16 protein-coding genes are annotated in these 13574 nt (G+C 66.4%); 3 read left to right on the top strand and 13 right to left on the bottom strand.

Translation table 11 applies throughout. The annotated features are described in order from the left end of the window. Window positions 1-48 precede the first annotated feature (48 nt). From ACJ7Z0_RS00480 to ACJ7Z0_RS00505, 6 genes are all read right to left on the bottom strand, one after another. Window positions 49-1239: an ATP-binding protein gene (locus tag ACJ7Z0_RS00480; protein WP_434788172.1), complete on the bottom strand. Its 1191-nt coding sequence runs from the start codon at window positions 1237-1239 to the stop codon at window positions 49-51. 213 nt (window positions 1240-1452) lie between these two features. Further along, complete coding sequence (locus ACJ7Z0_RS00485; RefSeq protein WP_434788173.1) at window positions 1453-3054, bottom strand: MFS transporter; 1602 nt, start codon at window positions 3052-3054, stop codon at window positions 1453-1455. Further along, a complete protein-coding gene (locus ACJ7Z0_RS00490) occupies window positions 3047-3448 on the bottom strand; it encodes a DoxX family protein (RefSeq protein WP_434788174.1) in 402 nt (133 codons plus the stop codon). Before ACJ7Z0_RS00490 ends, ACJ7Z0_RS00485 begins: the two co-directional genes overlap by 8 nt. Further along, on the bottom strand, window positions 3448-5337 hold the full coding sequence (locus ACJ7Z0_RS00495) for an amidohydrolase (RefSeq protein WP_434788745.1): 1890 nt from the start codon (window positions 5335-5337) through the stop codon (window positions 3448-3450). Before ACJ7Z0_RS00495 ends, ACJ7Z0_RS00490 begins: the two co-directional genes overlap by 1 nt. A gap of 107 nt (window positions 5338-5444) precedes the next feature. Beyond that, window positions 5445-5720, bottom strand: coding sequence for a DUF1427 family protein (locus ACJ7Z0_RS00500; protein WP_434788175.1), 276 nt, complete (start codon window positions 5718-5720; stop codon window positions 5445-5447). Between the two features lie 14 nt (window positions 5721-5734). Further along, window positions 5735-6388 carry a hydrolase gene (locus tag ACJ7Z0_RS00505; RefSeq protein ID WP_055798514.1) on the bottom strand — a complete coding sequence of 218 codons (654 nt, stop codon included), beginning with the start codon at window positions 6386-6388 and terminating at the stop codon, window positions 5735-5737. Window positions 6389-6593: 205 nt separating this feature from the next. Here ACJ7Z0_RS00505 and ACJ7Z0_RS00510 point away from each other — a divergent pair, with 205 nt between their 5' ends. Next, a complete protein-coding gene (locus ACJ7Z0_RS00510) occupies window positions 6594-7502 on the top strand; it encodes a LysR family transcriptional regulator (RefSeq protein WP_434788176.1) in 909 nt (302 codons plus the stop codon). A gap of 10 nt (window positions 7503-7512) precedes the next feature. Here the strand turns inward: ACJ7Z0_RS00510 and ACJ7Z0_RS00515 are convergent, their stop codons facing one another. Both ACJ7Z0_RS00515 and ACJ7Z0_RS00520 read right to left on the bottom strand, forming a co-directional pair. Next, on the bottom strand, window positions 7513-8214 hold the full coding sequence (locus ACJ7Z0_RS00515) for a B3/B4 domain-containing protein (protein ID WP_434788177.1): 702 nt from the start codon (window positions 8212-8214) through the stop codon (window positions 7513-7515). Window positions 8215-8253: 39 nt separating this feature from the next. After that, complete coding sequence (locus tag ACJ7Z0_RS00520; RefSeq protein ID WP_434788178.1) at window positions 8254-9090, bottom strand: AraC family transcriptional regulator; 837 nt, start codon at window positions 9088-9090, stop codon at window positions 8254-8256. Window positions 9091-9208: 118 nt separating this feature from the next. Here ACJ7Z0_RS00520 and ACJ7Z0_RS00525 point away from each other — a divergent pair, with 118 nt between their 5' ends. After that, complete coding sequence (locus ACJ7Z0_RS00525) at window positions 9209-10048, top strand: DKNYY domain-containing protein (protein WP_434788179.1); 840 nt, start codon at window positions 9209-9211, stop codon at window positions 10046-10048. Window positions 10049-10140: 92 nt separating this feature from the next. Further along, window positions 10141-10347: a dodecin gene (locus tag ACJ7Z0_RS00530; RefSeq protein WP_055798497.1), complete on the top strand. Its 207-nt coding sequence runs from the start codon at window positions 10141-10143 to the stop codon at window positions 10345-10347. 21 nt (window positions 10348-10368) lie between these two features. On the opposite strand, the gene ACJ7Z0_RS00535 is transcribed toward ACJ7Z0_RS00530, so the two are convergent. From ACJ7Z0_RS00535 to ACJ7Z0_RS00555, 5 genes are all read right to left on the bottom strand, one after another. Next, window positions 10369-10638: a hypothetical protein gene (locus ACJ7Z0_RS00535; RefSeq protein WP_434788180.1), complete on the bottom strand. Its 270-nt coding sequence runs from the start codon at window positions 10636-10638 to the stop codon at window positions 10369-10371. Window positions 10639-10715: 77 nt separating this feature from the next. Then, complete coding sequence (locus ACJ7Z0_RS00540) at window positions 10716-11144, bottom strand: hypothetical protein (RefSeq protein ID WP_434788181.1); 429 nt, start codon at window positions 11142-11144, stop codon at window positions 10716-10718. Between the two features lie 11 nt (window positions 11145-11155). Then, the gene (locus ACJ7Z0_RS00545) at window positions 11156-11734 is read right to left on the bottom strand and encodes a tail fiber protein (protein WP_434788182.1); all 579 of its coding nucleotides are present in this window, start codon (window positions 11732-11734) and stop codon (window positions 11156-11158) included. A gap of 100 nt (window positions 11735-11834) precedes the next feature. Further along, entirely contained in the window at window positions 11835-12491 is a 657-nt protein-coding gene (locus tag ACJ7Z0_RS00550; RefSeq protein ID WP_431121841.1) for a RhiA family protein, read from the bottom strand. Between the two features lie 137 nt (window positions 12492-12628). After that, window positions 12629-13564, bottom strand: a complete 936-nt coding sequence (locus ACJ7Z0_RS00555) for an FHA domain-containing protein (protein WP_434788183.1) — start codon at window positions 13562-13564, stop codon at window positions 12629-12631. Window positions 13565-13574 lie beyond the last annotated feature (10 nt).

Consider the following 13574-nt stretch of genomic DNA (forward strand, 5'->3'; position numbering starts at 1 on the left):
TGAACCCTTTGGACGGCATCACGTCGGACGGTTCTGGGTCAAGCGCGGTCATATCGGCCCCTCACTCGCTGCCGGCGGTTGTTTTGGTGCGGGTCCTAGAAGCACCCTGCGCTCACGCCAAGCGCCCTGCACGAAAGGGTCTGTGACCGCGTAGACGCCGTGCCCCTTGCGCATGATGATGTTCGCGTCGCGCAGTTCTTCGGAGATCCGTTGCACCTGGTCGGCCGTCACGTCGCGTCCGACCACGGCGGCGTACTCGCTCAAGGCGTCGGCGGCAAACAGGCCCGTCACATCGCCATCCGCGCGAGCAATACGGGCAAAGATGGCCCCGGCGAGGACTCCCAGATCCTCGACCTTGCGCAACTCGACGTCCGCCGCCGCGCTCTTCAGCGTTGCTGCAATCACTGGAAGAAGGTGATCCGCCTCCTGTGGGTTCTGATGCTGCAGCTGCCGCAAGGCCTTGGTCAACTCCTCAGGCCGTCGGCCCAAGGTGTTGAACGCTTCGACTGCGACAGGCAGGCTGGGCAGGACCATCGCTCCCTCGCTCGCAATGCCCGTGAGGACATAGTCGACAAAGTCCTCCCCGAGGGTGGGGTACTCGACCGTCGATGCGCCGGCGAAAGCGTGTTTGCCCTGCAGGGTCATGCCAACCACTTGAGCGCGATGCGACCCGGTTCCGATGAAGATGAAGTGGCCGGGTGTGTTGGGCCTCGGGTTGATCGCATCGCGGGCAGCCTTGATGGCCAGCAGCATCTGGGCGCCATCGTCACCCGCGAGCGCCTGCTGCACCTCGTCGACGATCAGCACCACGTCGGTCTTGGCCAAGTCGACGACCTCGGTCAAGGCCTGAGCGAGAGTGGGCCCGCCTCGAGCGCCCAGGTCGGCGAGCTGAAAGCCGAATTTCAGTCCCGCGGCGCCGATGTCCAGGCCTTTGAGCCGCTTCAGTCGCCCCAGCGCACCCGAAGCGGGAGTCTGCAGGTCTGCCAGGGCCTTGCGGATGGCCGCGTGGATCAGCGTGGCGGGATCTGCCTTGGTGTCGGCCCACAGGTCGACATAGATGACCAATGCGCCCATGGCCTCCAGGACAGGGATCAGGTCCTGTTGCAGAAAAGTGGTCTTGCCGGTGCGCCTGAGCCCTGACAGGAAAAGCCCGGATCGCAGGCCTTGGTCAAGAAAGCCTGGCCGGAGTAGTTGCCTGGCCATCTGCTCGGCCAAGGCTGTTCGGCGAAAGAAGTCCATTTTGAGTGATTTAGTCAAAAAACCTAATTAGCAGTATTGACTAAAACAGGAAAAAAGGAAAGCCGCGTGGGAGAAGCCCCATCGATCCGACCCAGAAAACCCGGCAGTATGGAGCTGGGAGCCAGAAATCACGAATGAAATCAATAAGTTAGCGAAACCGAATCGCGAAGATCGAAAGAACAAATCCGGATTGGCTCGCGAAACCGGCGACAGCTACAACGACAAAAAGTGATGCACCTCGGGCTTGCCCGGCCCCATGTGAAAACGCATGGCCTCGCCTTGCAGGTCGGCGTCGGCATGCGACACGCGGTGGTGCTGGCGCAGGTGCTCGGCCCACGACTCGACGAGAAACCACTCCACGATGCGCTCGGCATCGACCGTGTGCTCGGTGATGCCCCAGGCGTAGGCGCCGTCGCGCCGGCGCTCCAGCGAGAGCCGCTTCATCACGGCGAGGAACGCCGCGCGGTCGTCCTTGCGGATGCGGTACTCGACCTGGATCATCACGGGCCCGCGGTCGTGCGCGACGGGTTCGGTCACCAGCGGTTCGGGCCAGTGGTTGGAGGGCTGCAGGTCGGCCTCGCCGGCCGGCAGTCGCACGCGGTGGAACACGAGCGCCACCACCACGAGCCCCACCGCCCCCACCATCAGCGTGGCCGGCACGCCCACCTGCTGCGCGACCAGGCCCCAGCCCAGGCTGCCGGCGGCCATGGCGCCGTTGAACACGGTGAGGTACACCGCCAGCCCGCGCCCGCGCACCCAGTTCGGCAGGATGGATTGGGCCACGCCGTTGAGCGTGGTGAGCGCAATGATCCAGCCCAAGCCCAGTACCAGCAGCAACAGCACCGCGAGCCACTTCGGCGGCGCGAACACGAGGCTGCCCATCACGGCCGCAGTAAGCAGCGACGCGAGCAGGATGAGCCCGTCGGCGTCGAGCCTTGCGCGCAGCCGCGGCATGACCAGCGCACCGGCGATCGCGCCCGCGCCCACCGCCCCCAGCAGCACGCCGTAGAAGCCGGCCGTGCCGCCGAGCATCTGGCGCGCGACCAGCGGCAGCAGCGCCCAGACCGAACTGGCGAACAGGAAGAACACGGCCGCGCGCAGCAGCACCACGTGCAGCTCCTTGCTGGCACGCGTGTAGCGCAGGCCGGCGCGGAAGGCGCCGAAAAAATTCTCGGACAGGCCGCTGTCGACGGCGGCCGGGCGCTTCCACCACAAAAGCGCCGCGATCACGAACGCATAGCTCAGCACGTCGATCCCGTAGGTGACCGCCGCACCGAAGCTCGCGAGGATCAACCCGCCCGCGGCCGGGCCGATGGAGCGCGCGATGTTGATGCCGAGCGAGTTCAGCGCCACCGCGCCCTTCAGCTCGCCACGCGGCACCAGTTCCGGCACGATCGACTGCCAGGTCGGCCCCATCAGCGCCGCGCCGATGCCGCCCACGAAGGTCAGCGCGATGAGGTACTCGACGGTGAGCGCGCCGGTGTGCGAGAGCACCAGCAGCGCGCCGCTGACGGCCGCGAGCACCAGCTGCACGAAGATCAGGAAACGCCGCCGGTCGAGGATGTCGGAGAGCACGCCGGCCGGGATCGCCAGCAAGAAGATCGGCAGCGTGGCCGCGGTCTGGATCAGCGCCACCGCGGTCGGGTTGGCCGAGAGATCGGTCACCAGCCACGAGCTCGCCACGTCGCGCATGAAGCTGCCGATGTTGCCGAGCACGGTGGCGGCCCATAGCACCGCGAACACCGGCTGGCGCAGCGGCGCGAAGGCGCCGGGCTGCGGGGGCGATGCGGCTACGCCGGCTTGGGGTTCAGTCATGCGCACGCTCCCGCAGGTCATGCCAGGCCACCAGCAGGAAGCCGCCGACCAGGCCCAGATGCTCGAAGAAGGAATTGGCCGCCATGAAGCGCTCGGGCTGCGGCATGTCCCAGAACCGCAGCGCAACGAAGGTCGCGAGCAGCGTGAAGCCGCCCAGCGCCAGCGCGCCGAGCCAGCGCAAGAAGCCCGTGAGGATGAGCGCCGAGGCACCCAGTTCCAGCACAATGACGGCCACGGCCAGCGGTGCCGCGGGCGACAGGCCGAAGTGGTTCATCTCCGCGATGGCGGCGTTGAAATCCACCGCCTTGTTGAAGCCGCCCTGCAGATAGGCCGCGCACAGCAGCAGCAAGGCGATCCAGCGCAGCGCCGGGGTGGGTGGCCAGCGTTTCGTCATCAGACCGCCCAGCAGGCGCAGCCGAGCGCGCCCCAGAAGCTCTTGAGGTCGGCGATCGGCAGCTTGCTGCTCCACGCCGTCGCGTGCTGGTGGCCATGCACGCTGCAGTTGTTGGCGCAGGCGCAGGACATGGCCGCGTGGCGCATCGCCTTTTGCAGCGGTGCGCCCTCGGCATCGCCCCAGCCGGCATAGCCGCCGAAGCTGCGCACCGGCGACCAGTCGGGCATGGCCGGCGGCGGCGCGCCCTCGTCGTGCGACTGGAGCGGCCCCGCGGCGTACACCACCTTGCCGCCGACCATGGTCAAGAGCGCCGTGGTGTCGGCGATCTCCGACTCCGCGCAGGCGAAGAAGTCGCGGTCGGGCACCACCAGGTCGGCGAGCATGCCGGCCTCGATGCGGCCCTTCTTGCCGACCTCGTTGGAGAACCAGGTCACGTTCTCGGTCCACATGCGAAGCGCCGCTTCGCGGTCCAGGCAGTTGCGCTGCGGATAGAGCTGCATGCCGCCCACAGTCTTGCCCGTGACCAGCCACGACAGCGACACCCACGGGTTGTACGAGGCGACGCGCGTGGCGTCGGTGCCCGCGGACACCTTCACGCCCTTCTCGAGCATGCGCTTGACCGGGGGCGTGGCCTCGGCCGCACCGGCGCCGTAGCGCTCGACAAAGTATTCGCCCTGGTAGGCCATGCGGTGCTGCACCGCGATGCCGCCACCCAGCGCGGCGATGCGGTCGATCGATTTTTCCGAAATGGTTTCGCAGTGGTCGAAAAACCAGTTCAGGCCCGCCAGCGGCGTGTCTCGGTTGACCTTCTCGAACACGCCGAGCGCGCGGTCGATGGTCTCGTCGTAGGTCGCGTGCATGCGCCACGGCCACTTGTTCTGCACCAGCACGCGCACCACTTCTTCCAGATCGCCTTCCATCTCGGGCGCCATGTCGGGCCGCGGCTGGCGGAAGTCCTCGAAGTCGGCGGCCGAGAACACCAGCATCTCGCCCGCGCCGTTGTGGCGGAAGTAGTCGTCGCCCTGCTTGTATTTCGAGGTGGCGGTCCAGTTGAGGAAGTCCTGCTTCTCCTGCTTGGGCTTCTGCGTGAAGAGGTTGTAGGCCAGGCGGATGGTGAGCTGGCCGGCGTCGGCCAGCTGCTGAATGACTTGGTAGTCCTCGGGAAAGTTCTGGAAGCCGCCGCCCGCGTCGATCGCACCGGTCACGCCCAGGCGGTTGAGCTCGCGCATGAAGTGGCGCGTCGAATTGAGCTGGTATTCGAAAGGCAGCTTCGGTCCCTTGGCCAGGGTGGCGTAGAGGATGCTCGCATTGGGCTTGGCCAGCAGCAGGCCGGTCGGGTTGCCGGCCGCGTCGCGCACGATCTCGCCGCCGGGCGGCGCGGGCGTGTCCTTGGTGTAGCCCACCGCACGCAACGCGGCGCCGTTGAGCAGCGCGCGGTCGTACAGGTGCAGCAGGAACACCGGCGTGTCGGGCGCCACCGCGTTGAGCTCTTCGATGGTCGGCAGGCGCTTTTCAACGAACTGGTGTTCGGTGAAGCCGCCCACCACGCGCACCCATTGCGGCGCCGGCGTGATCGCGACCTGGCGCCTCAGCATCGCCATCGCGTCGGCCAGGCTGCGCACGCCGTCCCAGCGCAGTTCGAGGTTGAAGTTGAGGCCGCCGCGAATGATGTGCAGGTGGTTGTCGATCAGGCCCGGCAGCACGCGCCGGCCCTGCAAGTCGATCACGCGGGTGCCGCTGCCTGCCAGCGGCAGGATGTCTTGCGCGCGGCCCACACGGGTGAAGCGGCCGTCCTTGATGGCCACGGCATCGGCCACCGGGTTGGCACGGTCCAGCGTGGTGAAGCGGCCGTTGTGCAGGATCAGGTCGGGGGCGGTGGTGCCTGCCATGTCGGTTGTCCTTGAAGGGTTGGATTGTGCCGATGCGGTGCCGGCCAGCACCGCGCCGAGCGTGCCGAGGCAGAGCCGCCGGCGCTGTTCGTCGAATGATGGATCGCTCATGCGTCTTTGCCCGGTGCGGCGGCCTGGCCGGCCTTGGCGCATTGTGGCAACTCGCCGAACACATGCGGCTTGACCTGGTGGTGCAGCCAGGAGGTGGCCGCGGCCTCGGGCTGGAGCCAGCCCTTGACCAGGGGCGGAATCTGCTCGCCGAGCAGGATTCCGAGAAGCCCCACCAAGGCGATCACCGGCGGGGCCGGGGAACGCACCTGGAAGAGCGCGTAGATCACGCCGACCAGAAGGCCCAGCGCAAGCGACAGGACATAGGGCTTCATCGGGATGCGCCCGCTCAGCCTTCGTGCGCGCCGAACATGGTCTTGGCGTAGGTCACGCCCAGGCCGTAGGCGCCGCCGAACTTCTTCGCGATGCCGGTGGTGAGCTCGTAGGTGTCGGTGCGGGCCCAGTCGCGCTGCAGCTCGAGCAGGTATTGCAGCGAGGTCATCGGCTGCGCGCCGGCCTGCACCATGCGGTCCATCGCGCGGTTGTGCGCCTCGGTGGACACGTCGCCGCAGGCGTCGGCGATCACGAACACCTCGAAGCCCTGGTCGAGCGCCGACAGCGCGGGGCCGACGATGCACACGCCGGTCCACAGGCCCGACAGCACGATGCGCTTCTTGCCGATCTCGTTCACGCGGTCGATCACCGCCGCGTCTTCCCAGGTGTTCATCGAGGTGCGGTCGAGCATCTTCTGGCCCGGGAACGCGTCGGTGATCTCGCTGAACATCGGGCCCGAGAAGCTCTTCTCGGCCACGGTGGTGAGGATGGTCGACACGCCGAACCCGGCCGCCGCGTTGGCGACGAGGGCGGCGTTGTTGCGCAGGTTCACCGCGTCGATCGAATGCGTGGCAAAAGCCATCTGCGACTGGAAGTCGATCATGACGAGCGTGTGGTCGGCGGGGGTGAGCAGCTTGGCGCCGGCGGTGGGGGTGGCTTTGATGGACATGGGGTACTCCGTTTGAAAGATTGAAGAAAAAGAAGAAAGGAACAGGGGAATGGCTGCGTCGATTAGTTCGATTTGATTCACAATTGCTTCGAAGAAGAATCCCCGAGGCATGGATGAATCATCTTTCTTTCCGAGGGGCCGGTTGACGAAATTTTTCGCCTTCAATCATCGAATTTTTCGATGATTAATTTCCAAGGACCTGCCCGTGCGCAAGCTCAGCCTCGAAGCCATCGAACTCGTCGACGCCATCGCGCGCCACGGCTCCTTCGCCGCTGCCGGCGCGCGCCTGAACAAGGTGCCCTCGACCATCTCGTACGCCGTGGGCAAGCTCGAGGAGCAGCTGGGCATGCTGCTCTTCGTGCGCAACGGGCCGCGCGTGACGCTCACCGCGGCCGGCGAAGAAATGCTCAAGGAAGGCCGCTGGCTGCTCGGCGCCGCAAGCGATCTCGAATCGCGCATGCGGCAGATCGCCACCGGCTTCGAGTCGGAGCTGCGGCTGGTGCACGACTCGCTGATTCCCACGCAGGCGCTCATCGACGACATCCGCGCCTTCGAGGCGTTGCGCTGCGGCACGCGGCTGCGCATCGGCTGCGAGGCGCTCACCGGCACCTGGGAGGCTTTGCGCGAAGGGCGCGCCGACATCGTCATTGCCGCGGGCGAAGGGCCGGCCGGCGGGGGCTACCAGGCCGTGATGGTGGGCAGCCTCGAGTTCGCGTTCTGCGTCGCGCCGACGCATCCGCTGACCCGGCTCGGCCGGCCGCTGCATCGCGGCGACCTGCTCGAACACAACGCCATCGTGGTGAGCGACAGCGCGCGCACCCTGTCCGACCGTACCGTGGGGCTGCTCGCGGGCCAGCATCGCGTGGCCGTGCCGAGCATGGCCGCGAAGATCGCCTGCCAGGCCGCGGGCCTCGGGCATGGCTTTCTGCCGCGGGCCTGCATCGATGGCGACCTGGCGCGCGGCACGCTGGTCGAACTCGCCACCGACGAACCGCGCCCGCCCGAGGCCTTCTGGCTCGCCTGGAAGACCAACGCCCGCGGCCAGGCGCTGCGCTGGTGGCGCGAGCGGCTCAACCGCACGCTGGTGCCGGCGCTGCTGCCGCGCTCGCTCTGAACACCGCTCTTCAGAACACCAGGCGAGGAGCATCCTTTCGCAAGAGCGCGCACGCTGCCGGCGGTGCCCAGGCCTCAGCCAGCGCCTCGGACAGCGCAGCCAGCAGCCGCGGCACATCGTCGGCGGCATTGGCATGCAAGGCTTCGGCCACGATGAGCACACGGGAGGTTTCGTCGCGCACGGCGGAGCGGGCGCTTTGGCGGTGCGTCCACCGCCGGGCGTGCGCACGACCGTCGACATCCGCGAAGATGACTTCGCCGCGTTCGGGCGTCTCCGTTTCGCCCGAGAACGCCAGGTAGCTTTCCGTGCCGTCCGCGCACCGCACCTCCAGCCCTTCGGACACCTGCGACAGGTCGAACACCGCGATCGGGATCGCGAAGGCCACCGACACCGCATTGCAAAGATCGACGAGCGGGTGAATCGGCGGCAGCGAGCCTTCCTTCCTGAACCGCCGCAGCAAGGATTCGGACGCGCACCGGTACTGCGTGGGCTTGAGGCCCATGCGCCCGAAGGTGCGGCGCCAGGCCTGGATCTCCGGAAGATCGGCTTCCGTGCCGACGGCGGCGAGCCTCGCGCGCGCGATGCCGTGGTAGTGCGCCACCTGCGCCTCCACGGAGACGTTCGTGTGGATGCCCTGGGCCAGCAGGACGCCGGGCACCAGTTCGGCATGCCGCTCCCAGATTTCCGGCGAATGAGAGAAGAAGAAATGCATGGCGCAGTGTGTCGCTCGCGCGGCGGCGCGTCTTGAACGCTATTGCAGTGGCACCGGCCGCCCCCAGGCGCGCTGCCATGCGCCGGGCGTGTAGCCGAAATGCTGGACGAACGTGCGTGTCATGTGGCTCTGATCCGCAAAGCCGGCCGCCATGGCCGCCTCCGTCAACGCGGCGCCCTGGCGGATGAGTCCGCGTGCGACTTCGGTGCGCTGTTGCAGCAGCCACGCAAACGGCGTGACGCCATGGACCTCTTTGAAGCGCCGCAGCAGCTGGTATTTGCTCAGCCCTGAAGCAGCCGCGAGCTCGCTCAGGCTCGGCGGCTGTGCGAGGCTGTCCGCGAGCATTTCGCGGGCGCGCGAAACATCAGCCGATGCCAGAGGGACGGACAGCCGGCGTGCGCCATGGCGCCCGACGAGCATGGTGCAGGCCTGTACGAGCAGCTCCTCGCAGCGCAGTACGTCGGGCCAGGCCTGTGTCTCCAGCATGCGCAGGAGTTCGCAGAGCGCGCCCCGCAACCGGTCGTCCAGGATGACCGGGCGAATCAATGCCATGTCCTGCGCCGCGCCGGCGGATGCCGCATCGATCGCCCACCGAAGCGCATCGGGTTCGAGGTACAGCATTCGCCAGCGCCGAAAGTGCCCGCCGAGCGGCCGGCCGTCATGCACCTCGCCCGGGTTCGTCGCGATGAGGTTGCCGGCATAGGCATCGACGTTGCCGCATCCGCTGGCCGAGCTTTGGGCGCCCTCGTCGATGACCCCGACTCCGAACGTGGCATGCCAGTGCCGGCCGTAGTGGCGATCGCTCGAAATGCTCGTGCCGTGCACGCCCTCCCAGGGAGAGCCGAAGACGCGGCAGACGTGGTGCGGGTTCCTCATCGCGCGGAGTATGCATGCGCTGGGTCCGCTCCCTCGGCGTGGGCCGTTCGATATATGCTGGTGTTCCGGTGCGGCATCACGGAACATCGCGGACCGTGCCAACAACCAAGAAAGACGCATGCACCGTATCCTCGTCATCCTGCTGGGGCTGCTGCTCGGCCTTGCCGGCTGCGACGGCGGCAGCTACACGAAAAATGGTTTGCAGTGGGCTTACGACGGCACCCCCTTCAAGCCCGATGACCCAAAGACGTTTCGCGCCCTGGACAAACACTTCGCGCGCGACGCGAAGCGCGGCTACTACCGGGGCAGCACCATCGACGGCAGCGACGGCGCCAGCTTCGAGGCGCTGTCCGACCATGAGGCACGCGATCTCCAGACGGTCTACTACTGCGACACCTACCGCAAGGGCCAGGAGTACTGGGCGATTCAATACGTTCGCGTCACGCCCATCCGGGACGCGCATGCGCCGACCTATCGCGTCCTGGGCTTCGGCTATGCGCGAGATCGCTCGCGCGCATACGAAGACGGCGTGGGCTTCGCGGTGCGCGACGCGGCGAGCTTCGAGCCATTGGGCCCGCAATTTGCGCGCGATTCAGAGCGCGGCTATTTCGCTCGTGCCGAGATTCCCGGCAGCCACGGACCGACGTTCTCGCTGATCGACGCGGGGTACGCGCGCGATCGCACCAGCGCCTACCACGCCCACATCGAAACCGACACGCCCAATCGAGGACCGTACCCCGTGGTGCGCACCCTGCGCGGCGCGGACACCGCGGCCTTGCGTGTTCTGGGCCGCGGCTACGCTTCGGACGCCACGCGTGTCTGGTATCGGGGCACGCCCGTGCTTCACGCCGATGCCGCGAGCTTCGCGGTGGTCGACGATGTCGCAAGCGACATCGATGCAAATGACCGCACGGGCTCCTGGCAACAAGGACGAAAAGCTGCCGCCGCCACACGCTGAGCCCGGCCGGCCGGCCAAGGCAGATGCAGAAAGTTTCCCCTGCCGCCGCATGCACTGGCTACGATGTGTCCACGCCTACAAGGAGCACCGACATGTCGAATCACGTTTACAAGTCGCTCGAACTCACCGGCTCGTCGCCCGTCAGCATCGAGGATGCCGCGCAGACGGCCATCGCCAAGGCTCACGAGACGGTTCGAAACATCCAGTGGTTCACCGTCACCGAGACGCGCGGCCACGTGGTGGACGGCAAGGTCGCGCACTGGCAGGTGACGCTGAAGATCGGCTTCACGCTCGAGTAGCAACTGGCTGCGGCCGGCCGGCTAGTCGGCGATCACATGGAGGCTGTGCTTGCTGCGGCGCGCGCGGGCGCACATCCGCGCCAGATCCAGCAGGAAGCCGACCACGGCCGGCTTGTCCGTGCAGCCCGGCACCACCGCCAGGATGTCCTTGCGGAGCGCCGTCAGGCCGTCGCCTGAAACCACCATCTCCGCGGAGGCGCCGTAGTAGTGCTTCCAGAATTTCTGCAGCGCTCCCTGTTTCAGTTCATCGATGACAAGCGAATAGCCATCCTCCCAGATGGATTCGTCCATCGGGAGGCTGGGAAGGCCCGGCGTCTCGGGCCGCATTCCTTGTGGCACCTGGATGATTCGCCGCATTTTTTCAGCCGCTAGCTGCAGTTGCCCGGCGCACCGTTGAGTTCGGGAAACTCGGTGACAACCGTGCCGTTGGTTGCGCTTTCGACGATGAGACGTCCGCACTTTTCGCCGGCCGTGCCGACGATCTGGTTGAGGTTGGCGTCATAGCGAACCCGATTGTCGGGCTGCACGACGCGGGTCTTGTTCGGTGCATTCTGGACCATGCGGCAGAAGGTCTGCGCCGCGGTGGCATTGGTGCAGTACTGCGGCAGCAGTTGGCTCGCGCCGGACGTTGCCGTGCAATGGCGCGCAAAGATGTGCTGGTAGCCGGTCGCGGTGACGACGCACTGGGCATCCACGCCCACCTGGCTCTCCGCCGGCTTCGATCCGATGCCCTGGCAACCGGTTAGCACCGCCATCGAGACGGCGCAAAGGATGGCGAGTTGGCTTGTGTTCTTCATGATCTTCTTCCTCAGCGAAATTTGATGATGTAGTTGATGGACAGATTCTTCGGCCGCGTTTCAGAAGTGAGCCGCGCGGGCTTGATGGGCGCGCTGGTCTCCAGGTCGCCCGACGATTGGCCGGCCGCATTGCCGCTTTGCGACACCGCCGCCAGCGTCACCGCCTTGTAGGTGTGGGTGTGCGTCTGCAAGGCGTCGCATTGGTAGGTACCCACGCCGTTGGCGGTCCCGCTGCCCGTCGGCGCCATGCGCAATGCGGCATCCGGGTCCATGCCCGAGCCCGCATCGTTGCCGCGCAGAAAGAGGCCTCGGTAGTCGGGAATGCAGAAGTCGTCGCTGACCCCTCCGTACAGGTAGCCCAGCGCCGCGAAGAGTTCCGGGTACGCGCTGACCTTGAGCTTGCGCCCGTCGCACAGCATCCAGCCCTGTGCCTCGAGGTAGGTGGTCGGGATGTCGTCGCGCTTGGGCGCCGTCACCGAGTTCTGGCTCGCGCAGGCGGTGTTCTTCCAGATGTTGTTGGCGTCGCCCGAAACGGGGTTCACCTGTCCGGCAAAACCGCAGACACTGCCTATGACGCATACATCGAACATGTCGCATTTCCTTTGCGGTGAAGCCCGTTGCGAACGGCGGCGTCGGAAGATCGACGCCGCCGTGGCGCAATGGGCCGCGGGCTGTCTGGAAGGCCGGCGATCAGCGGGAGAGCAGGCGCAGACGCTGCTCGTTGGACTTGGCCGTCGATTGCGGCGCATCCCAGCTGCCATCGGCGTTCAGCGTCGTGGTGAGCGCGTAGATGCCGGTGGGATACGGCAGTTCGAGCGGGTTGTTGATCGAGTTGACGTCGATCACGTCGCCTTCCACGTAGTCACCGTAGGCGATGAAGTACTTGGGGTGCGGCGAGAAGGTCAGGCTCTGGTTCGGACGCGCCTGCACTGCGTACACGGTGCTGCCCGACATGGTCACGCCGACCGAGGCGCTCGACTTGATCGGGATGTTCGGCGATTCGCTCAGGTAGAACCGTGCCGGATCGGGACCCTTGGTGGGGTTCACGAACTGGTAGGCCTTGTTGTAGTCCAGCGTGATCATGTTGTTGCCGCCGGTGGGGTCATAGGTTTCGGCGGTCGAGTACTCGATGCCGGGCTGCAGATCGCCCGTATCGGCCCATGAGAAACCGGTGTTGACGGTCCACTGGAACTTGATGCGCGTGGTCGGACCCGGATTGGAAAACTTGGAGAACCAGGCGAGCGACATGGCGTTGGGTGCCCAGTTGGTCGGATCGCTTTGGAACACCATGAAATACGCCGAATGGCTCGCATGGTTGTTGACGGTAACGGAATAGATATTGCCCATGTCGCTCTCCAGATGAAGTGGTTGGTGGAACAGTCCGGACCGCTGTGGGACCGAACTGGAACCAACTCTAGGGAGCCACCCTCTTCAACGGAATTACAGGCGATTACACGAAGCGCCGTCTCCGGTCGAACGGCCGTTCAGCTGCGTGCGCCGCCCTCGATGAGGAACGGGTAGTTGCCGAAACGCACATCGCCGCGGCGACGCTCGACCAGCGGCGCGTCGGCCGAATGCGTGGGCAGCGCATTCAAGATCTGGTGCTTCGCGCGGAAGATCTGGATGTTCACGTAGGAAGGCTCCACGCCGAGCATGCGCGACAGCTCGTCCAGCGCGATCCAGCCCTGGCTCTGCGGCGCAAGCCCGCGTTGCGCGTCTTGCGAACGCACCCTCGCGAGGGTCACGAGGGTGTAGTGATGAATGCGCTCGCCAAGGGAAACCGACTTGCCGTCCGTCACCAGGCTCAGGCTCGTGTGCTCCTCGTTCTGGCTGACATTGAAGTGAAGGGCAACCTCCACCGGCGGCGGCGACACCGACGCAATCTGGTTTTCTGCCGTCGATTCCAGGTCGTCGCACAGCACGAACTCCCACGTGCTGCCGGAGGTCCGCACCATGGCGCCATCGCCCAGCTGGTCGATGCCGTCGATGTGCTCGAGCACCCATTGGCCTTCGCGGAAATAGACGTTCACCTCAGGCTGCTGCGCGTCCGGCAACAGGTTCTCACGCAAGCTCAGTGCCACCGGCGAGCCCTGCCCGTCACTCGGAAAGAGACAGGTCGCCGGAGGCGCCAGGTCTTCGGCGATCCAGGCCGATTCCTCGCCCAGGCCCAACTGGATTTCTGCGCCCGGCGGCAGCACGGTCCAGCGGCCGCTCGGCAGGCGTTCGCCATTCAGCGTGGTGCCGTTGCGGCTCTGATCGACGATCTCCCAGGCCAGGCGATTCCACCGGACCAGCGCATGGATCTGCGACACGTCGGGCGCCTGCAGCACCGTCTGGCAGGCCGATGGGCGCCGGCCGAAGGCATGCATGGGGCGCAGCACGATGCCGCGTTGATCGCGCTTGTTCCGGAAGATGGCCATCGGCAGTTTT

Source organism: Variovorax palleresanus, from assembly GCF_051144945.1.
Classification (GTDB): domain Bacteria; phylum Pseudomonadota; class Gammaproteobacteria; order Burkholderiales; family Burkholderiaceae_C; genus Variovorax; species Variovorax paradoxus_S.